The organism is Falsiroseomonas oryziterrae (genome assembly GCF_021864505.1).
Taxonomy (GTDB): Bacteria; Pseudomonadota; Alphaproteobacteria; order Acetobacterales; family Acetobacteraceae; genus Falsiroseomonas; species Falsiroseomonas oryziterrae.
On record NZ_JAKJIB010000019.1, the window covers coordinates 1 to 19,143 of the forward strand.

The 19,143-nt window shown below is 72.0% G+C and carries 17 protein-coding genes and 1 tRNA gene; 16 read left to right on the forward strand and 2 right to left on the reverse strand.

Translation table 11 applies throughout. The features are described 5' to 3' along the window. The first annotated feature begins 34 nt into the window (after positions 1-34). From infB to rpsO, 4 genes are all read left to right on the forward strand, one after another. Entirely contained in the window at positions 35-2,167 is a 2,133-nt protein-coding gene (gene infB / locus L2I40_RS03440; protein WP_372491003.1) for a translation initiation factor IF-2, read from the forward strand. Positions 2,168-2,242: 75 nt separating this feature from the next. Next, positions 2,243-2,680 carry a 30S ribosome-binding factor RbfA gene (rbfA, locus tag L2I40_RS03445; RefSeq protein ID WP_237213469.1) on the forward strand — a complete coding sequence of 146 codons (438 nt, stop codon included), beginning with the start codon at positions 2,243-2,245 and terminating at the stop codon, positions 2,678-2,680. Between the two features lie 114 nt (positions 2,681-2,794). Beyond that, positions 2,795-3,799, forward strand: coding sequence for a tRNA pseudouridine(55) synthase TruB (gene truB, locus L2I40_RS03450; RefSeq protein ID WP_237213470.1), 1,005 nt, complete (start codon positions 2,795-2,797; stop codon positions 3,797-3,799). 17 nt (positions 3,800-3,816) lie between these two features. Next, the gene (gene rpsO, locus L2I40_RS03455) at positions 3,817-4,098 is read left to right on the forward strand and encodes a 30S ribosomal protein S15 (RefSeq protein WP_237213471.1); all 282 of its coding nucleotides are present in this window, start codon (positions 3,817-3,819) and stop codon (positions 4,096-4,098) included. A 25-nt stretch (positions 4,099-4,123) separates the two neighbouring features. On the opposite strand, the gene gtdA is transcribed toward rpsO, so the two are convergent. Next, positions 4,124-5,191 (reverse strand): gentisate 1,2-dioxygenase, encoded by a 1,068-nt coding sequence (gtdA, locus tag L2I40_RS03460; protein WP_237213472.1) that lies wholly within the window; start codon positions 5,189-5,191, stop codon positions 4,124-4,126. Positions 5,192-5,304: 113 nt separating this feature from the next. On the opposite strand from gtdA, the gene L2I40_RS03465 reads away from it, so the two are divergent. The 7 genes from L2I40_RS03465 (at position 5,305) to L2I40_RS03495 (ending at position 11,594) form a co-directional block, all read left to right on the forward strand. Continuing rightward, positions 5,305-5,381: transfer RNA gene (locus L2I40_RS03465), tRNA-Arg, on the forward strand. 430 nt (positions 5,382-5,811) lie between these two features. Beyond that, a complete protein-coding gene (locus L2I40_RS03470; protein WP_237213473.1) occupies positions 5,812-8,655 on the forward strand; it encodes a monovalent cation/H+ antiporter subunit A in 2,844 nt (947 codons plus the stop codon). Continuing rightward, complete coding sequence (locus L2I40_RS03475; protein WP_237213474.1) at positions 8,655-8,996, forward strand: Na+/H+ antiporter subunit C; 342 nt, start codon at positions 8,655-8,657, stop codon at positions 8,994-8,996. The genes L2I40_RS03470 and L2I40_RS03475 overlap by 1 nt, the downstream gene beginning before the upstream one ends. Beyond that, positions 8,993-10,516, forward strand: coding sequence for a monovalent cation/H+ antiporter subunit D (locus L2I40_RS03480; RefSeq protein WP_237213475.1), 1,524 nt, complete (start codon positions 8,993-8,995; stop codon positions 10,514-10,516). The genes L2I40_RS03475 and L2I40_RS03480 overlap by 4 nt, the downstream gene beginning before the upstream one ends. After that, on the forward strand, positions 10,513-11,001 hold the full coding sequence (locus tag L2I40_RS03485) for a Na+/H+ antiporter subunit E (RefSeq protein WP_237213476.1): 489 nt from the start codon (positions 10,513-10,515) through the stop codon (positions 10,999-11,001). The genes L2I40_RS03480 and L2I40_RS03485 overlap by 4 nt, the downstream gene beginning before the upstream one ends. Continuing rightward, positions 10,995-11,264 carry a K+/H+ antiporter subunit F gene (locus L2I40_RS03490; RefSeq protein ID WP_237213477.1) on the forward strand — a complete coding sequence of 90 codons (270 nt, stop codon included), beginning with the start codon at positions 10,995-10,997 and terminating at the stop codon, positions 11,262-11,264. Before L2I40_RS03485 ends, L2I40_RS03490 begins: the two co-directional genes overlap by 7 nt. Before the next feature lie 9 nt (positions 11,265-11,273). Beyond that, positions 11,274-11,594: a Na+/H+ antiporter subunit G gene (locus L2I40_RS03495; RefSeq protein ID WP_237213478.1), complete on the forward strand. Its 321-nt coding sequence runs from the start codon at positions 11,274-11,276 to the stop codon at positions 11,592-11,594. Between the two features lie 47 nt (positions 11,595-11,641). Here L2I40_RS03495 and L2I40_RS03500 read toward each other — a convergent pair whose 3' ends face one another. Then, positions 11,642-11,857, reverse strand: a complete 216-nt coding sequence (locus L2I40_RS03500) for a helix-turn-helix domain-containing protein (protein WP_237213479.1) — start codon at positions 11,855-11,857, stop codon at positions 11,642-11,644. A gap of 162 nt (positions 11,858-12,019) precedes the next feature. Here L2I40_RS03500 and L2I40_RS03505 point away from each other — a divergent pair, with 162 nt between their 5' ends. The 5 genes from L2I40_RS03505 to L2I40_RS03525 all read left to right on the forward strand — a co-directional run bounded on the left by L2I40_RS03505 (position 12,020) and on the right by L2I40_RS03525 (position 19,034). Beyond that, positions 12,020-12,823: a universal stress protein gene (locus L2I40_RS03505; RefSeq protein WP_237213480.1), complete on the forward strand. Its 804-nt coding sequence runs from the start codon at positions 12,020-12,022 to the stop codon at positions 12,821-12,823. A gap of 146 nt (positions 12,824-12,969) precedes the next feature. Then, complete coding sequence (locus L2I40_RS03510) at positions 12,970-13,668, forward strand: CBS domain-containing protein (protein WP_237213481.1); 699 nt, start codon at positions 12,970-12,972, stop codon at positions 13,666-13,668. After that, entirely contained in the window at positions 13,668-16,406 is a 2,739-nt protein-coding gene (locus L2I40_RS03515) for a cation-transporting P-type ATPase (RefSeq protein ID WP_237213482.1), read from the forward strand. The genes L2I40_RS03510 and L2I40_RS03515 overlap by 1 nt, the downstream gene beginning before the upstream one ends. Before the next feature lie 23 nt (positions 16,407-16,429). Continuing rightward, positions 16,430-17,329 carry a universal stress protein gene (locus L2I40_RS03520; protein ID WP_237213483.1) on the forward strand — a complete coding sequence of 300 codons (900 nt, stop codon included), beginning with the start codon at positions 16,430-16,432 and terminating at the stop codon, positions 17,327-17,329. Between the two features lie 34 nt (positions 17,330-17,363). After that, a complete protein-coding gene (locus L2I40_RS03525) occupies positions 17,364-19,034 on the forward strand; it encodes a cation:proton antiporter (protein WP_237213492.1) in 1,671 nt (556 codons plus the stop codon). Positions 19,035-19,143 lie beyond the last annotated feature (109 nt).

A 19,143-nucleotide genomic window follows, 5' to 3' on the forward strand; every position in this document is an offset into this window, starting at 1 on the left:
CCCCGGCGGTCCCGGCGGCCCCGGTGGCGCGCCGCTGCGCAGCGGTCGTCCGGGCCCGGTCCCGACTGGCTTCGGCGGTCCGCGCCGACCCGGCGGTCCGTCTGCCGGCCTGCCGATCGTGCCGCCCACCGACACGCCCTCGCGCCTGACGCTCCGCCCACGCACCGGGCGCGACGACGATCGCCGCAGCCTCGGCCCCGACGCCAAGAAGGGCGGCGCCCCGGTGCCGCCCAAGAAGAGCACGCTCAGCGGCGCGCTGAACCGCCGCGAAGGCCGGATCGACGTCGGCGCCGCGATCGAGGGCGAGGACGAGAAGGTCCGTTCGATCGCCTCGATGCGCCGCGCACGGGAGCGCGAGCGGCGTCAGCAGGAACTCGCTCGCCTCCGCGCCGGCCAGGAGCGCGTGGTGCGCGACGTGGTGGTCCCCGAGAGCATCACGGTGCAGGAGCTCGCCAACCGCATGGCCGCCCGCGGCGGCGAGGTGGTGAAGGCGCTGTTCCGCATGGGCGTGATGGCGACGCTGACCCAGACCATCGACGCCGACACGGCCGAGCTGGTGGTGCAGGAGTTCGGCCACCGCGTCCGGCGCGTCGCGGAAGGCGACGTGGAGATCGGCCTGGAGGGGACCGAGGACGAGGCCGAGGCGCTGCAGCCCCGCCCGCCCGTCGTCACCATCATGGGCCATGTCGACCACGGCAAGACGAGCCTGCTCGATGCGCTGCGCAAGGCCGACGTCGCCGCCCACGAGGCCGGCGGCATCACCCAGCACATCGGCGCCTACCAGGTTGCGATGGCCGACGGGAACCGCGTGACCTTCATCGACACGCCGGGCCATGAGGCCTTCACCGCGATGCGCGCCCGCGGTGCCGGCGTGACCGACATGGTCGTGCTGGTGGTCGCCGCCGACGACGGCGTGATGCCGCAGACGATCGAGGCGATCAGCCACGCCAAGGCGGCCGACGTGCCGCTAATCGTGGCGATCAACAAGATCGACAAGCCCGGCGTGAAGCCCGACCGCGTGCGGCAGGAACTTCTGCAGCACGAGATCGTGGTGGAGAGCCTGGGCGGCGAGACGCAGGAGATCGAGGTCTCGGCGACGCAGAAGATCAACCTCGACAAGCTGCTCGAGGCGATCCAGCTGCAGGCGGAGATCCTGGACCTGCGTGCCAACCCGGATCGCGCGGGCGAGGGCACGGTGATCGAGTCCAAGCTCGATCGCGGCCGCGGTCCGGTGGCGACGGTGCTGGTCCAGCGCGGCACGCTGCGCCAGGGCGACATCGTGGTGGCCGGCGCCGAATGGGGCCGCGTGCGCGCCATGCTCGACGACAAGGGCCGCCAGGTGAAGGAGGCCGATCCGTCGCTGCCGGTGGAGATCCTCGGCCTGTCGGGCGTGCCCGCGGCCGGCGAGACCTTCGTCGCGGTGGAGGACGAGGCGCGCGCCCGCGAGATCAGCGACTTCCGCCAGCGCAAGCTGCGGGAGAAGCAGGTCGCCGCCATGGCCGCCACGCGCGGCAACCTGACCGACATGCTCGCCCGCATCCAGGCCGGCGCGCAGAAGGAAGTCGCGGTCGTCGTCAAGGCGGACGTGCAGGGCAGCGCAGAGGCGATCGCCGTCACCCTCGGCAAGATCGGCAACGACGAGGTGAAGGTCCGCGTGCTGCTGAGCGCGGTGGGCCAGATCACCGAATCCGACGTCCAGCTGGCGAAGGCGTCCGACGCGGTGATCGTCGCCTTCAACGTGCGTGCGACGACGCAGGCGCGCGAGCTGGCGCAGCGCGAGGGCGTCGACATCCGCTACTACTCGATCATCTATCAGGTGGCCGACGACATCGAGACGCTGGTCCGCGGCAAGCTCGCCCCGATCCAGCGCGAGAAGTTCCTCGGCTACGCGCAGATCCTGCAGGTCTTCGAGGTCAAGCGCATCGGCAACGTCGCCGGCTGCCGCGTGACGGAGGGCGTGGTGCGCCGCGGTTGTGGCGTCAGGCTTCTGCGCGACGGCGTGGTGATCCACCAGGGCGAGCTCAGCACGCTGCGCCGCTTCAAGGATGACGTGAAGGAAGTGACGTCCGGCTACGAATGCGGCATGGGCTTCGCGAACTACAACGACATCCGCGTCGGCGACCAGATCGAGTGCTACGAGACGGAAACCGTCGCGGCCGAGCTCTAGGCCGCGTCACCCCGTTGGGTTTTCAGGGGGCGCGGTCGCAGGACCGCGCCCCTTCGCGTTGAAGGAGGCCCGAGCATGGCCCGCAAGAACGATCGCAAGGGCGGCGACGCGCTCGGCCCCAGCCAGCGCCAGCTCCGCGTCGCGGAGGAGGTGCGCCATGCGCTCTCCGCCGTCTTCGCGCGCGAGGAGTTCCGCGACCCCGACCTGCACGACCTGCATGTGACCGTCACCGAGGTCCGCGCCTCGCCCGACCTCAAGCACATGACGGCCTTCGTCAGCGGCCTCGGGCGCGACCTGACGAAGGAGCAGTTCGCCGGGCTGCGCCGCGTCTCGCCCTTCCTGCGCAAGCAGGTGGCGCATGCCGTGCGGCTGAAATTCGCCCCCGAGCTGCATTTCCAGCCCGACACCGCACTCGACTACGCCATGAAGATCGACGCCGTGCTGAAGCGGCCCGAGGTGCAGCGCGACCTCAGCCCCGCGCGCGAAACGCCCGAGGACGACGCGGCCGGCTGATGCCGCAGGTCGCCGGGCGCGCAGCGAGGCGGCCGGCGCGGGGCCGCATGCGCCCGCTGCAGGGTGAACCGCCCCGCATTCCGTGCTAGCCCGCGCGCTCTTCCGGAGCGCGTGATGAGTGAACGTAAGGGGGGCCACCGCCCCGGCGGCCATCGCAGGCCGCATCGCAAGCCGAAGGGCCGGCCGCTGGATGGCTGGCTGATCGTGGACAAGCCCTCCGGCATCGGCTCGACCGACGTCGTCAACAAGGTGAAGCGGCTGTTCGATGCCCAGAAGGCGGGGCATGGCGGCACGCTCGACCCGCTCGCGACCGGGCTGCTGCCGGTCGCCTTCGGCGCCGCGACCAAGACCGTCCCCTATGTGATGGACGGCACCAAGACCTACCGCTTCACGCTGAAGTTCGGCGAGGCGCGCGACACCGACGACGCCGACGGGCAGGTGACGGAGACCTCCGACGCCCGCCCCACCGACGCGCAGATCGAGGCGGCGCTGCCGGCCTTCCGCGGCGACATCATGCAGGTGCCGCCCGCCTATTCCGCCATCAAGATCGGCGGCGAGCGCGCCTATGACCTGGCGCGCGAGGGCCAGGCGGTGGAGATCGCGCCGCGCCCCGCCCGCGTGGACCGCTTCGAGCTGGTGGAGCGGCCGGATGCCGACACCGCCATCTTCCACGTTCAGTCGGGCAAGGGCGTCTACATGCGGAGCCTCGCCCGCGACCTGGCGCGCGCCTGCGGCACGGTGGGCCACATCGCCGCCCTGCGCCGGCTGCGGGTCGGCCCCTTCCTGGAGGAGCACGGAATCCCGCTGGACAGGCTGCTCGGTTCGGGCGATACCCCGCCCCCTTCCCCGGACCTCCTGCTTCCGGTGCTGACCGCGCTGGCCGACATCCCGGCACTGGCCGTCACCGAGAGCGAGGCCGCCCGCCTCTTCCAGGGCCAGGCGATCAGCCTGGTGGACCTGATGGGTCGGGTTCCGGACGCCGCCGACCCCAACGGGGGCCTGGTGCGTGCGATGGCGGGGGGGCGCCTGATCGGCCTCTGCCGGCTCGAGGACGGATGGATGCAGCCCGAGCGGCTGCTCACCGGAGAGCGCGCGGCGGCCGGGGGTGAGCAACCCTGATACGCGAAGGACACGCGATGTCGACGACGACCGAGGCGGGCACCGACCGCCGCGCCCAGATCATCAAGGACTATGCCCGCCAGCCCGGCGACACCGGCAGCCCGGAAGTGCAGGTCGCCCTGCTCTCCGACCGGATCTCCGGCCTGACCGAGCACCTGAAGGCGCACCCGAAGGACTTCCACAGCCGGCGCGGCCTGCTCGTGCTGGTCGGCCAGCGCCGCGGGCTTCTCGACTACCTGAAGAAGAAGGACGCGTCGCGCTACGAGGCCCTGATCGGCCGCCTCGGCCTGCGCCGCTGACCAGGTTGCGCGGGAGCGGCCTCGGCTACTCCCGCGCCTCCCGCCACAGGCCGAGCTTCTGCTGCGCGGCCGCATCGGAATAGCCGAACAGCACGAGATCGCCTGCCGCCTCGAGCGTCAGGCTCTCCCACGACGGCACGACGAAGAGATCGCGCGGCGCGAGCGTCATCTCGCGGTCACCGATGCGCGCGCGGCCTTCGCCCTCCACCACCACGAAGACCGTCGCATCCGTGGCGCGGCGCGGCCGCGTGGCGAAGCCTTTCGGCAGCAGGCGGACATGCGCGGCGATGGTCGGCATGACCGGCCCGCCATCGGCCGGGTTCACGAACTCCAGCGCGTGGCCGAGATGCGGGTCGGGATCGGCGCCGCGCGCCATCGCAGCGAGGCTCTCGCGCCATTCGGCATAGGGGTAGTGGAACAGGGGCAGCCTGGACGGACGCCGCGCCGCGGTGGTGCCCGCGAAGGGCCGCAGGTTGCGACCGTAGCGCGCCAGCGTGTCGCCGGCCGGCGCCGTCTCGGGATGCGCCATGGCGCCGTCCGGCAGGCGCTCGGCGAAGCTCGCCGCGTAGAAGCGGACCGTCGGGATATCGAGCCCGTCGAGCCAGATCATCGGCTGTCCGCTCGTGTTGCCATGGTCGTGCCATTGCCAGTTCGGCGTGAGGACCAGGTCGAAGGGCCGCATGATCGCCTTCTCGCCATCGAGCGCGGTGAAGGCGCCGTCGCCCTCCATCACGAAGCGGAGCGCGCATTGCGTGTGGCGGTGGCAGGGCGCGACCTCGCCGGGGAGGATCAGCTGCAGACCGGCATAGAGGCTCGTGGTGACGGCGGAACTGCCCGGCATGCCGGGATTCTCCAGGATCAGCACGCGCCGCTCCGCCTGCTCGGCCGAGATCAGGTCGCCGGCGCGCAGCAGATGGGCCCGGGCGGCGTCGTACTGCCAGAGATGCGGCTGGACCGGCGAGGTCGGCTTCGGCGTCACGAGGGCGTGCAGCACCTCCCAGAGGGGAAACAGGTGCTGCGGCGCCATCTCCTTGTAGAGCGCCTGGAGCAGGCTGCGGGCCTCGTTGGACCCGGGTGCTGGGGCGTCGGTCATGTGGTGTCCGGTCTGCCTGGCCGCGTGCAGGCGCCAGGGTAGCGAAGGCCGGGCTCGCACGGAAACGCCAAGGGCTTTCGCTGGCTGCGCGCTTTGGGTATGCAGGGCGGGATGGACCCGTAGCTCAGCTGGATAGAGCGTTGCCCTCCGAAGGCAAAGGTCGCACGTTCGAATCGTGTCGGGTCCGCCAGTGCATTCGGATGGGGAGCGCCGGCATCGAGAGCGCCCCATCCGCGCGTCACGCACGGGGGTCTACCCCGTCTGGCTCTGCCGAGGGCTTCGCCCAGGCGCCCGCTCCGCCGCCCCCTTCTGGCTGGCCTCACATCCGGAAAGCCGTCGAAGTCCGAGAGCCTTGACGCGAAGCCGCGGCAAGGCTGCCGCACCCATTGGACAGTGCGCGGACCCGACATTCGCCCGTAAGCTCGGCTGAGACGTCGGAACCGCAACAGCCTGGCGGGATCTGCGGCCTGCAAACGAGATGCGCCCGGATCCGTTCGGACAGGCGCCGGACGACGACAAGGGACAGGGGCAGACATGACCAAAGCGCGCCGAGCCGCCCGCCTGCACCTCTGGACCCTGGCGGCCCAGCGGTACGGCGGCATCTGGCAGGCCGAGGTTTGATGTCGCTGCTGCTGCCCCTGTCCGTCCTTGCCCTGCTGCTGGCAGGTGGCGCGGTGCCGGCCGTGGCCGCCCGGCTCGGCCGTTCCGCTGCGGCGTGGTGCGCGTCTGGCGCCCTTGCCCTCGCGGCACTGCTGCTCGTCCCGCTGGCGCCGCGCGCCCTGGCCGGGGATGTCGCAGTATTCCGCCTGGCCTGGCTGCCGGAATGGGGGCTCGACCTCGCATTCCGCATGGACGGCCTCGGGCTGCTCTTCGCGATCCTGATCCTCGGCATCGGGCAGCTCGTGATCCTCTACGGCGCCTACTACATGCCGCAGCAGGACGGGCTCGGCAGGCTGTTCGGTACGCTGCTCGCCTTCGCCGGCGCGATGCTCGGCGTCGTGCTCTCGGAGAACCTGTTGCTCATGGTGGTCTTCTGGGAGATCACCTCGATCACCTCGTTCCTGCTCATCGCCTACAAGCACGACTCGGTCGAGGCGCGGATCGCCGCGCGGATGGCGCTCGCCGTGACCGGCGGCGGCGGGCTTGCCCTGCTGGCCGGCGTGCTGCTCCTCGGCCACATGGTGGGCAGCTTCGAGCTGTCGGCCGTGCTGGCGGCGGGCGAGGCGATCCAGCAGCACCCGCTCTACTCCCTGACGCTGGTGCTCGTGCTGCTGGGCGCCTTCACCAAGTCGGCGCAGTTCCCGTTCCATTTCTGGCTGCCGAACGCGATGGCGGCCCCCACGCCGGTGAGCGCCTATCTGCACTCCGCGACCATGGTGAAGGCGGGCGTCTTCCTGCTGCTGCGGCTCTACCCCGCGCTGTCGGGAACGGAGCAATGGTTCCTGCTCGTCACCCTGACCGGCGCGGTCACGCTCGCCTACGGCGCCTATGTCGCGCTGCTGAAGCACGACCTGAAGGGGCTGCTCGCCTATTCGACCGTCAGCCATCTCGGACTGATCACCTTCCTGATCGGGATGGAATCGCCGCTCAGCACCGTCGCGGCGGTGTTCCACGTGATCAATCACGCCATCTTCAAGGCGTCGCTGTTCATGGCGGCCGGGATCATCGACCACGAATGCGGCACGCGCGACATGCGCCGGATCAACGGCCTGTTCCGCGTGATGCCGCGCACCGCCGTGCTTGGGATGGTCGCCGCCGGCGCGATGGCCGGCGTGCCGCTGCTGAACGGCTTCCTCAGCAAGGAGATGTTCTTCACCGAGGCGGTCGAGGCCGGCGCCCTCGGAGGCTATGCGTATGTGCTGCCCGTCTTCGCAACCTTCGCGGGCATCCTGTCTGTCGCGTACTCCATCCGCTTCGTGCACGACGTGTTCTTCAACGGTGAGCCGGTGGACCTGCCGCGGGTGCCGCAAGAGCCGCCGGGCTGGATCAGCCTGCCGGCCGGCATCCTGGCGGCGCTCTGTCTGGTGGTGGGGCTCGTTCCGCAATTCGCGGTGGGCGCGATCCTGTGGACCGCATCGGCGGCCGCGCTCGGCGCGGAGCCTCCGGCCTACAAGCTGGTGATCTGGCACGGCTTCAACCTGCCGCTGGTGCTGAGCATGGCGGCCACGGCGGGCGGCATCGTCTGGTATCTCTTCCGCGGCGTCCTGTTCGAACTGCACGACCGCTACGCGCCGAACGTCGCGGGGCCGGCCGCCTTCGAGCGCGTGTTCAACGGCGCCGTCGTGGCGGCCCGTGCCGCGCTCGGCGTCGCGGACCCGCGCAGCCTCAGGCGCTACACGCTGTATCTGCTCGGCGGCGCTGGCGCGCTCGGCCTGGCCGGGTTTCTCGGCGCGGGACCGGCGCGGCTGGACGGCGGCCTGCCACCCACGCCGGCCGACCCGGCCGCGCATGGGGCGCTGCTCGCGCTCGTCTTCGGCGCGGTCGGATGCGCGGTGCTGCACCGCAATCGCCTGGTCGCCGTCGCATTCCTGAGCGTCGTCGGGCTGATCGTCGCGCTGACCTTCATCCGCTTCTCCGCGCCCGACCTCGCGCTGACCCAGCTGTCCGTCGAGGTGGTCACGATCGTGCTGCTGCTGCTGTCGCTGCGTTTCGTGCCCGGGGAGGCGCCGGCCGAGGCCCCGTGCCGGCGGCGGCTCTTCGACGGAATTGTGGCCGGCGGCGCCGGCCTTGGCGTCGGCATGCTCGCCTACGCCATGATGACCCGGCCCTTCGAGACGATCTCCGGCTGGTTCACCGCGAACGCCGTGGACGGCGGCGGCGGGACCAACGTGGTCAACGTCATCCTGGTGGACTTCCGCAGCTTCGACACGCTCGGCGAGGTGACGGTGCTGGCCGTGGCCGCGCTCGGCGCGCATGCGCTGCTGGATGGCCTGCGGCTGCGGCCGCATGCGCTCTCCGCCGAGAGCGAGGCCGACCGTCACCCGATCATGCTGGCGATGCTCATGCGGCCGCTGCTGCCGCTGGCGCTGGCCTTCGCCTTCTACATCCTGCTGCGCGGCCACAATCTTCCCGGAGGCGGCTTCATCGCGGGGCTGATCACGGGCGTGGCGCTCATCCTGCAGTACCTGGCCGTCGGCATCGAGCCGACCAGCGCCCGCCTGCGGGTCGACCATCTGCGGCTGTTCGCCGCGGGCCTCGGCCTCGCCGTCGTCACGGGGCTCGCGAGCATGCCGCTCGGGCTGCCGTTCCTGACGAGCTGGCACGGCTACGTCCCGATCCCGCTGGTCGGGAAGACGCACCTGGCTTCGGCGATGCTCTTCGACGTCGGCGTCTACCTCACTGTCGTTGCGACGGTGCTGCTGATCCTGTCCGAGATCGGCAAGCTCAGCACGCGCGAGCGCGCGGCAGCACCGCCGCCGAGGGCGAACCCCGCCTCAGCCATGCCCGAGGAGGTGCGCGCCTGATGGAACTGGTCATGGCCACCGGAATCGGTGCGCTGGTCGCAGCCGGCGTCTGGCTGCTGCTGCGGGAGAGGACCTTCCCGGTCGTGCTCGGCCTGGCGCTGCTCTCCTATGCGGCCAATCTCTTCATCTTCGCCGGCGGCCGCCTGTCGGCCACGTCGCCGCCGCTCGTGCTGGGCGAGGTCGCGGCAGGCGCGACGCCGGCGGACCCGCTGCCGCAGGCGCTGGTGCTGACCGCCATCGTGATCTCCTTCGGCACCACGGCCTACCTCGTCGCCCTCTCGCTGCGCCTCGTCGGGGAGAGCGGGACAGACGAGGTGGACGACAGGGGCGACCAGGCATGATGCACCTGCCGCTGCTGCCCGTTCTGGTGCCGCTCGCAGCGGCGATCCTGCAGCTCGCGCTGCACCGCGCCGGCATCGCGGGGCAGCGGACGATCGGCCTGGGCTCCGCCGGCCTGTCGGTCCTGCTTGCGCTCGCGCTGCTCTGGACGACCGGCGACGGGGCGGTGCGGGTGGTCGCCCTCGGGAACTGGCCGGCGCCGTTCGGGATCCTCGTCGTCGCGGACCGGCTTGCGGCGACGATGGTGGCGGTGACCGCCGCGGTCGCCTTGCCGGCGCTTCTGGCCGCGACCGGCGGCGCGGACCGCCTGGGTCGCCACTTCCATCCGTTCTTCCAGCTCCAGCTCGCCGGCGTGAACGGCGCCTTCCTCACCGGCGACCTGTTCAACCTTTTCGTCTTCTTCGAGGTGATGCTGATTGCCTCCTACACGCTGCTGGCGCATGGCGCGGGGCCCGAGCGCGCGCGCGCGGCGCTGCACTACGTGGTGCTGAACCTGGCGGGATCCCTGGTCTTCCTCATCGCGCTCGGGCTGCTCTACGGCACGCTCGGCACGCTCAGCATCGCCGATCTCGCCGGGCGGGTCGCCGCGCTGCCGGCGGAGCACGCCGCCCCGGCGCGTGCGGCCTTCGCCCTGCTGCTGGCCGTCTTCGCCTTCAAGGCCGCGCTGGTGCCGCTCGGTCTCTGGCTGCCGCACGCCTACGGGGCGGCGACCGCGCCGGTCGCGGCGATCTTCTCGGTGCTCACCAAGGTCGGGATCTACGCGATCCTGCGCCTGTCCACTGCGGTGTTTCCCGCCGCCGACTGGACGGCGGGGCTGCTGGCGCCCTGGCTGATGCCGGTGGCGCTCGGCACCGTCGTCGTCGCGACGCTTGGCGTGCTCGCCGCCCGGCGGCTCGGCGCGATGGTGGCGAATCTGCTGCTGCTCTCAACCGGCATGCTCGCTGCGGCCGTGGCGGAGGGCGGGCCGCGGATGCTGGCGGCGATGCTCTACTACCTCCCGCACACCACGCTGGTCAGCGCCGCTCTGTTCCTGCTCGTCGGACGCATCGCCGATGCGCGCGGTGAAGTCGGCGACCGGATCGTGCACGCCCCACGGCCCGAGCGCTGGCGCTGGCATGCCGCCGCGTGGCTCGCTCTCGCGATCGCGGTCACCGGCCTTCCCCCGCTCTCCGGCTTCCTCGGCAAGGTGATGCTGCTCTCGGCCGCGCCGGCTGGCCCGACTGGCGCGGCGATGTGGGTGACCTTCATCCTCTCCGGGTTCGCCGGCGCGCTGGCCATGGCACGGGCTGGCAGCGTGGTGTTCTGGGAGCGGGCCGATCAGCCGGCGGCTGCGCAGACCTCCGCGGTGCTACCGGGCGCAGCGCTCGGCGTGGCCCTGTGCTGCGTCCCCCTGCTCGTCGTCGGCGCCGCACCGCTCTCGACGCATGCACGCGCCGTCGCCGAGCAGGTCCTGGCGCGCCAGCCCTATCTCGCGGCCGCCCTGCCCGGCCCCGAAGCCGCGCCGCGGGAGCGGCGGCCATGACCCGAGTGCTGCCGCGCCCCGGTCTCTCGCTGCTGATCCTCGGCGTGTGGCTGATCCTCGCGCCGGCGCCGACCCTGGGACAGGTGCTGATCGGCGTCATGCTCGCCGTCGCGCTGCCCCTGGCCACGCGCGGCTTCTGGCCGGGAGAGATCCGGCTGCGTCGCCCGCTCGTCGCGCTGCGCCTGCTCGGCGTCGTGCTTGGCGACATCGTCACGGCCAACCTGCTCGTCGCGCGCCAGGTGCTCGGCGCGCCGGAGCGACTCCGCCCGGCCTTCATGGACGTCCCGCTCGGCATCGCCGATCCCTTCGTCTCGACGCTGCTCGGCAGCATCGTGTCGCTCACGCCGGGCACCGTCTCCGTGGACATCGACCGGGGCCGGCAGGTGCTGCAGGTGCACGCCCTGCACATCGAGGATCCCGCCGCCACCATCGCGCTGATCAAGGCCCGCTACGAGACGCCCCTCAAGGAGATCTTCGGATGCTGACGCTCGTCCTGCCGATCGCCATCGGCGCGGTCGTGCTCGCCATGGCGCTGAACCTCTGGCGGATGGCGATCGGCCCGACCCGACCGGACCGGATCCTCGCGCTCGACACGCTCTCCATCAACACGATCGCGGTCGTCATGCTGCTCGACATCGCGCTCGGCAGCGTCCTCTATCTCGAGGCTGCGCTGATCCTGGCGATGATGGGCTTCGTCGGCACGGTGGCGCTCTGCAAGTTCATCCTCTCCGGCGACATCATCGAATAGGCTGCGGCGATGCTTCTCGATCTCTTCGTCAGCGTGCTGGTGCTGCTCGGCGCGGCCTTCACCCTGCTCGGCTCGATCGGCCTCGCACGGCTGCCGGACTTCTTCATGCGGCTGCACGGCCCCACCAAGGCGACCACGCTCGGGGTCGGCGCGCTCGTCCTCGCATCGCTGCTGCATGTGGGGGGCGAGGCGGGCACGGGTGGCCTGCGCGAACTCGCGGTGGCGCTGTTCCTCTTCATCACCGCGCCCATCACGGCGCATCTCCTGTCCAAGGCCGCACTCGCCGAGGAGCGGCGCAGCCGCTCCCGCTCGGAGATCGACGAAGGCTGAAGGCGGCAGTCCGGCGCCATCCGTTGCGGGGCGGGCGTCGCGGCAGGTCAGGCGCCGCCGGTGGTCGCGACGCCCCGGTCCGGCGCGGCGGAGGTGGCGTGCCGCTCGAGGAAGTCTTCGAGGTCCCGCGGGATGATCCGCCATTCGCGCCCGATATCGATGGCGCGCAGGTCGCCGGCCTTGATCCAGTGGCGAACGGTGGCCTCGCCGACCTGCGCGAGGTCGGCCACCTCGCGCACCGTCATGAACTTCCGCGTGAGCATCTCTGGCTCGTCCTGGCACCGCGTGACGGAGTTGAGCGTAGTCGAGCGTCGTTCGGCGCGGATTGACGAAGATCAATGATGGCGGACGTCGATCGGGCCAATCTGCGTGTGCAGAGGCCGCTCGGCAACGTTGCCGCGCCGGCCCAGCCGGGAAAGACAACAATGACGCTTACGACGATCGCCACGCATATCGAGCCCGCCGCCCCTGCGGTCCTCGACGCGGCGCTGGAGGTTCCTTTCGCCCTCGCAGCAGCCCACGGTGCGCAACTGACCGCGCTCGTGTTTCCCATCGAGACGGCGCTCGCCGAGGCTTCCACGCCGAGCTGGGAGCTTGCGGAGCGCGAGGAGGGCGCGGCCGCACGGGTGCGCGCCACCGCGGAGCGGCGCGGGATCCGGTGCGAGGTCCGCACCCGCAGCAGCTTCGCCTACGGCACCAGCGAGGTGATGGCGGATCATCTGCGCGTGAGCGATCTCGGGCTGCTCACCATGAAGGGCGCGCCCGGCGCGGGGCAGCGCATCCTGATCGGCGCTGCCATCTTCGACAGCGGGCGTCCGGTGCTGCTTGTCCCAGGCGGGGCGCAGCGGATGGTGCCGCCGGCCCGCATCGTCGTGGCCTGGGACGCGACGCCGGCCGCGGTGCGCGCGGTGCATGGCGCCCTGCCCTTCATGAGGGCGGCGGCGGAGACGCTCGTCGTCACCGTCACCGACGACAAGGAGCTTCGGCCGGGCCAGTCCGGCATCCAGCTTTGCCACCTGCTTGCACGCCATGGCGCAAGGGCAAGCTTCGCCGCCGTGCAGCGTGACGGGCGCGGCGTCCTCGAAGTGCTTGCCGCGACGGCCGGCGAGGGCGCGTTGCTCGTCATGGGCGCGGTGCGCCATGCCCCGATCCGGAACCTCGTGTTAGGCAGCGCGACGCGCGACGTGCTGGAGGCCGGCCCGCCGATGCCGGTGCTGCTCGCCGCCTGACGCGCCGCGGCACGCGCCGCAACGCACACCGTGGTGCGGCGTGATACGCCGAGCGCAATCGTGTTGCCGTCTTCACTGCGGCGTGATCCCGCCCCTCGGGCCGGCGGGGAACCGGCGCGGCAGGATAGCAGGGGGAGAGATCTGCCATGCGAGCCGAGGACCTGATGACGACCGCGGTGGTGACGGTGACGCCGGAGGCGCGCCTCGCGGATGTCGCGCATCTGCTGGCCGACCGGGGGATCTCCGCCGTGCCCGTGCTTGGCCCGGACGGCGAGGTGCAGGGCATCGTGACCGAGGCCGACCTGGTTCGCCGGGTGGCCGGGGAAGCCGCCGGCCGGCCACGCGGCTGGTTGCGCGCCTTGCTGGCCCGCCGCGCGGACGGCACCGCGAAGGGCTTCGCGCGGCTGCATGGGCAGCGCGCCGGGGATGTGATGACGACCGAGCTCGTCTCGGTGCAGGAGGACACGCCGGCTGAGGAAATCGCGCGGCTGATGGAGGAGCGCGGCGTCAAGCGAGCGCCGGTGCTGCGCGACGGCCGGCTGGTCGGCATCGTCTCGCGCGCAGACCTGCTTGGGCTCGCCTTCGGCCCCGCCAAGGCGCCGGCGGCGGCGGTGTCCGATGCCCGCCTGCTGCGCGAGGTCGAGCGGGCGATGCGCGAGCAGCCCTGGGCCAATGCGCATCTCGTCTTCCCCTCGGTCGAGGACGGCGTGGTCACCTTCCATGGTTGGTGCCGCTCCTCGGACGTGCCGCGGGCACTGCGCGTGCTGGCCGAGGCCCTGCCGGGCGTGAAGGGCGTGCAGATGCAACTGCGCGAGCCGCCCGGTTTCCTGCTCGGCGTCCCGTGATGTCGGAGGTGCGGGATGCGGAGATCGCGACGGCGGGCTCCGTCTCCGCCGCGGCATGGCACATCCTGCCGGCCGAGGCGGCGCTGCAGCGACTGGGTTCCGGCCCGGCGGGGCTGACGGCCGGCGAGGCCGCCCGGCGCCTGGCGGAGCATGGGCCGAACCGCCTTCCGGCCGCCGCACCGCGCAGCGCCCTGCGACGCTTCCTCGCCCAGTTCGCGAACCTGCTGATCTACGTCCTGCTCGGCGCTGCCGCTGTCACGGCGCTGCTCGGCCATCTCACCGATACCGCGGTGATCCTGGCCGTGGTCGTGGTGAACGCGATCGTCGGCTTCGTGCAGGAGGGGCGCGCCGAACAGGCGCTGGACGCCATCCGCGACATGCTGACCCCGCACGCTTCCGTGCTGCGGGACGGCAGGCGCCTGACGGTGGACGCGGCCGAGCTCGTGCCCGGCGACATCGTGCTTCTCGAGGCCGGCGACCGGGTGCCCGCCGACCTCCGCCTCACCCGCGCCCGCGGCCTGCGCATCGAGGAAGCCGCGCTGACCGGCGAATCCGTGCCGGTGGAGAAGTCGGTCGCTCCCGCCGCAGAGGACGCCCCGCTCGGCGACCGCACCTCGCTGGCCTTTTCCGGCACCCTGGTCGCCGCCGGCCAGGGCATGGGCGTGGTCGTCGCCACGGGCCCCTCGACAGAACTGGGCCGGATCAGCGGGCTGATCGGCGGCGTGCAGCAACTCACCACGCCGCTGCTCCGACAGATGGACGCCTTCGCGCGCCGGCTGACCGGGGTGATCCTGGGCCTTGCGGCCGCCATCTTCGCCTTCGCCTGGCTGGTCCGCGCCTACGATGCCGAGGAAGCCTTCATGGCCGTGGTGGGCATCGCCGTCGCCGCGATCCCCGAGGGCCTGCCGGCCGTGCTGACCATCACGCTCGCCATCGGCGTCCGCCGCATGGCGGCGCGCCGGGCCATCGTGCGGCGCCTGCCCGCCGTCGAGACGCTCGGCGCGGTCTCGGTGATCTGCTCCGACAAGACCGGCACGCTGACGCGCAACGAGATGACGGTGGCGGTGGCGGAGACCGCGGTCGGGCGCTTCGACGTCGCCGGGTCCGGCTATGCGCCGGACGGCAGCGTGACGCGGGACGGCGAGCCGCCCGGCCCGGACGACGCACCGCTGCTCGCGGCTCTCGCGCGCACCGCCGCGCTCTGCAACGACGCGGCGCTGCGCGAGGAGGCGGCCGGGCATTGGACCGTGGCCGGCGACCCGATGGAGGGCGCGCTGCTCGCCTTTGCCGCGCGTGCCGGCCTGCCGCCCGAGACGGTGCGGCTGCGCCATCCGCGCCGCGACGAGATCCCCTTCGATTCCCGCCACCGGTTCATGGCCACCCTCCACGCCGAGCACGACCAGGGCTTCGCCTGCGTGAAGGGGGCGCCGGAACGCCTGGTGGACATGTGCGCGCAGCAGCTCGGACCGGCGGGCGCGGAACCGCTGGACGCTGCCGCATGGCAGGCCCGCGCCGAGGCGCTCGCGGCCGCCGGGATGCGGGTCCTCGCCATCGCCACGCGCGCCCTGCCGCACGACGCCGAGGCGCTGGCGCCGGCCGATGTGGAGCGCGGGCTGATTCTGCTCGGGCTGCTCGGGCTCATCGATCCGCCGCGCGACGAGGCGATCGCGGCCGTGGCGGAGTGCCAGGCCGCCGGCATCCGCGTGAAGATGATCACCGGCGACCATGCGGCGACCGCGGGTGCCATCGCCCGGCAGGTGGGGCTGCGCGGCGCCGCCTCGGTGGTCACGGGGGCGGAACTCGACAGGCTCGACGACACCGCCCTGCGGGCGCGTGCGATGGAGAGCGACGTCTTCGCCCGCACCAGTCCCGAGCACAAGCTGCGCCTCGTCGAGGCGCTGCAGGCCGATGGCGGCGTGGTCGCGATGACGGGCGACGGCGTGAACGATGCGCCGGCCCTGAAGCGTGCGGATGTCGGCGTCGCCATGGGGAAGAAGGGCACCGAGGCGGCGAAGGAAGCCGCCGAGGTGGTGCTGGCCGACGACAACTTCGCCACCATCGCCGCCGCAGTGCGCGAGGGCCGCACGGTCTACGACAATCTCGCCAAGACAGTGGTCTTCCTGCTGCCGATCAACGGCGGCGAGGCGTTGAGCATCGTGGCGGCCATCCTGCTCGGCGCCGAGTTGCCGATCACGCCGGTGCAGATCCTCTGGGTGAACATGGTCAGTTCGGTCGCGCTCGCCCTGACGCTGGCCTTCGAGCCGACGGAGCCGGACACGATGGCGCGCCCCCCGCGTCCCGCCTCCCAGCCGCTGCTGACGGGATTCCTGGCCTGGCGGATCGTGCTCGTCTCGGTGCTGGTCCTGGTCGGCGTCTTCGGGATGTTCGAATGGGCCGTGCAGCGCGGCATGTCGGTGGAGGCGGCGCGGACGATGGCGGTGAACACCATCGTCGTGCTCGAGATCGCCTATCTGTTCAGCGTTCGGTACCAGCACCAGACGTCCTTCACCTGGCGCGGCGCGCTCGGCACGCCCGCGGTGCTCGCCGGCGTCAGCGCCGTGGTCGCGCTGCAGCTCGCCTTCACCTACGCCCCGCCGCTGCAGGCGCTCTTCGCGACGCGACCGCTCGACCCGATCGCGGAGGGCGTGCCGATCCTGCTGGCCGGCCTCGCGCTGATGCTCCTTCTGGAAGGGGAGAAGGCGCTGCGTCGCCGCCTGCCGGCACGTCGGCGGGGATGAGGAGGAAAAGGAGGGAACGCGCCATGCCCGCTCATCGACCCGGCTCCCTGCAGCACGCTGCGTTGCGGCGGGTGCTCGCCGCAACGGATCTCTCGTCCCGGTCCGACCGGGCGCTGCGCCGCGCCGCGATGCTGGCGCAGGCTGCCGGCGCCGAACTGCTGGTCGTGCACGCGATCGACGACGACCAGCCGCGCAGCCTGGTCGAGGCGGAGCGGCGGGAGGCATTGGCCGTCCTGCGCGACCAGGTGGCGGCGCTCCCCGAACTGAGCGCCGGCGCGGCGTCCCTCCTGATCGAGGAGGGCGACCCGTTCGAGGCCATCCTGCACGTCGCCGATGCGAAGGAGGTGGATCTCATCGCCCTCGGCGAGCATCGCCGCAGGGCGCTCAGGGACATCTTCTCGGGAACGACGGTGGAGAGGGTCATGCGGCACGGCCACCTCCCGGTCCTGATGGTGAATCAGCCGCCATCCGGCGCGTACCGGCACGCGCTCGCCGCCACCGACTTCTCAGAGCATTCGGCGCGCGCCATCCGGACGGCGATCCGCCTTGGCCTGTTGGGACAGGCGCGGCTGACGGTGCTCCATGCCTTCGAACCGCCGGGCATGGGGGCCTTGGCGCTCGCCGACGCGCCGGCCGCCACCGTCGCGGCGCATGAGGCGGAGGCGGCACGCGCCGCGTCCTCCGCCCTCACCGATTTCGTCGCGGGGCTCCGTCTGTCGACACCGCCCGAGCAGCGCACCGCGATGGGCCGCCCCGCAACGGTGGTGAAGGAGTTCGCAGCCCGCCTGCGACCCGATCTGCTGATCGTCGGAACGGCGGGCGCGGGCTTTCTGCGGCGTGCCGTCATGGGCAGCACCGCGGCGGAGGTCCTCGGCGCCGTACCTTGCGACGCGTTGGCTGTGCCGCCGCCCGAGGCGCGCTGACCGGGAAGCGGGGAGGCTGCTCGTCTTGGAGAGCGTGATCGCGGCTTCGGTGTTCTACGAAGTCGCTGCCCTTCTCGTGATCGGCGCAGCGGCCGGGCTGGTCGCACTGATGCTGCGCCAGCCGCTCATCGTGGGGCTGATCGGCGCCGGGATCCTGGCCGGCCCGGCGGTGCTCGGGGTGGCGCGCTCGGACGAGCACATCCAGCTCCTCAGCGAACTCGGAATCGCCGTCCTGCTGTTCCTGGTCGGCCTCAAGCTCGATCTCGGGCTGGTGCGGAGCCTCGGTCCGGTCGCCGTGGCCACGGGCCTCGGCCAGGTCGCCTTCACGGCCGTGATCGGCTTCGGCCTCTGCCTGCTGCTCGGCCTCGACGCGCTGACCAGCCTCTACGTCGCCGTCGCCCTGACCTTCTCGAGCACGATCATCATCGTGAAGCTGCTTTCCGACAAGCGGGAGATCGACAGCCTGCACGGGCGCATCGCGCTCGGCTTCCTGATCGTGCAGGACATCTTCGTCGTGCTGTCGATGGTCGTGGTCTCGGCGATGGCGGCCGGGGCGAGCGAGACATCCGCGGCGGCGGGCCTTCTGCGTGTCGTCGCGGGCGGCGGGGCGATGCTGCTGCTGGTCGCGCTGGTCATCCGATTCGTCGCGGAGCCCCTGACCGCCCGACTGGCCCAGGCCCCGGAGCTGCTGGCCGGCTTCGCCATCGGCTGGGCCGCGCTGCTCGCCGCGGTGGCGGACCATGTCGGTCTCGGGAAGGAGCTCGGCGGGCTGCTCGCCGGCGTGTCCCTGGCCTCGACGCAGTTCCGCGAAGCGATCGCGGCACGGCTGGCCAGCCTGCGCGACTTCCTGCTGCTGTTCTTCTTCATCGCGCTCGGCGCACGGCTCGATCTCGGCGCGATGGGCGAACAGGTCGGCGCCGCAATCGTGCTGTCGCTGTTCGTCCTCGTCGGCAATCCGCTCATCGTCATCGCCATCATGGGCGCGATGGGCTACCGCCGGCGCACCGGCCTGCTCGCCGGGCTGACGGTGGCGCAGATCAGCGAGTTCTCCCTGATCTTCATGGCGATGGGCGTGGCCCTCGGTCACGTCGCGGAGCCGGCGCTCGGGCTCGTCACACTGGTCGGCCTCGTGACCATCGCGCTCTCGACCTACATGATCACCTACTCGCACCACCTCGCGGCGTGGGTGGACAAGCCGCTGCGGGTCTTCGAGCGCGGCCATCCCTGGCGGGAGGCCGCGGCAGCCGGGGAGGCAGCGGAGCGCAGTTCCGACGCCGACGTGGTGATCTTCGGCATCGGCCGCTTCGGCAGCGCCATCGCGCAGCGGCTGCGGGACAAGGGGCTCAAGGTCCTCGGTGTGGACTTCGACCCGGAGGCGGTGCGCGCGGCGCGCCAGGCCGGGCAGGAGGCGATCTACGGCGACGCGACCGACCCGGAGTTCATCGCGTCGCTCCCGCTGGACGGGGCAGGCTGGGCGATCTCGGCCATCCCCCTCCATCCGGGCGGGGTCACGCATGAGGATCACAGACTGGCCCTGATCGCCGCGCTGCGCGAGCAGCGGTTTCGCGGCCGCATCGCCGTCACCGCCCATGCCACGGAGGAAGCCGACGCGCTGGGCGCCCGTGGTGCCGATCTCGTGCTCCTGCCCTTCGAGGACGCGGCGGAACGCGCGGCGGAGGTCGTCTCGCGGCCGGTCACGGGCTGAGCCGCGAGCTTCAGGGCCGGCGCCGCTCACCTCGACGTGAGCGGCACGCCCCGCCCTTGATCGGAGATTACAGAATATCCATGTGGACGATCGCGCGGCGGCGAGCTGC

Bases quoted from the DNA above. Each gene is read 5' to 3' on its own strand.
- rpsO (WP_237213471.1), top strand. From the start codon at position 3,817: ATGTCGACGACGACCGAGGCGGGCACCGACCGCCGCGCCCAGATCATC.
- L2I40_RS03500 (WP_237213479.1), bottom strand. From the start codon at position 11,857: ATGCTCACGCGGAAGTTCATGACGGTGCGCGAGGTGGCCGACCTCGCG.
- gtdA (WP_237213472.1), bottom strand. From the start codon at position 5,191: ATGACCGACGCCCCAGCACCCGGGTCCAACGAGGCCCGCAGCCTGCTC.
- L2I40_RS03495 (WP_237213478.1), top strand. From the start codon at position 11,274: ATGCTTCTCGATCTCTTCGTCAGCGTGCTGGTGCTGCTCGGCGCGGCC.
- L2I40_RS03485 (WP_237213476.1), top strand. From the start codon at position 10,513: ATGACCCGAGTGCTGCCGCGCCCCGGTCTCTCGCTGCTGATCCTCGGC.
- L2I40_RS03490 (WP_237213477.1), top strand. From the start codon at position 10,995: ATGCTGACGCTCGTCCTGCCGATCGCCATCGGCGCGGTCGTGCTCGCC.
- truB (WP_237213470.1), top strand. From the start codon at position 2,795: ATGAGTGAACGTAAGGGGGGCCACCGCCCCGGCGGCCATCGCAGGCCG.
- rbfA (WP_237213469.1), top strand. From the start codon at position 2,243: ATGGCCCGCAAGAACGATCGCAAGGGCGGCGACGCGCTCGGCCCCAGC.
- L2I40_RS03515 (WP_237213482.1), top strand. From the start codon at position 13,668: ATGTCGGAGGTGCGGGATGCGGAGATCGCGACGGCGGGCTCCGTCTCC.
- L2I40_RS03520 (WP_237213483.1), top strand. From the start codon at position 16,430: ATGCCCGCTCATCGACCCGGCTCCCTGCAGCACGCTGCGTTGCGGCGG.
- L2I40_RS03475 (WP_237213474.1), top strand. From the start codon at position 8,655: ATGGAACTGGTCATGGCCACCGGAATCGGTGCGCTGGTCGCAGCCGGC.
- L2I40_RS03470 (WP_237213473.1), top strand. From the start codon at position 5,812: ATGTCGCTGCTGCTGCCCCTGTCCGTCCTTGCCCTGCTGCTGGCAGGT.
- L2I40_RS03505 (WP_237213480.1), top strand. From the start codon at position 12,020: ATGACGCTTACGACGATCGCCACGCATATCGAGCCCGCCGCCCCTGCG.
- L2I40_RS03510 (WP_237213481.1), top strand. From the start codon at position 12,970: ATGCGAGCCGAGGACCTGATGACGACCGCGGTGGTGACGGTGACGCCG.
- L2I40_RS03480 (WP_237213475.1), top strand. From the start codon at position 8,993: ATGATGCACCTGCCGCTGCTGCCCGTTCTGGTGCCGCTCGCAGCGGCG.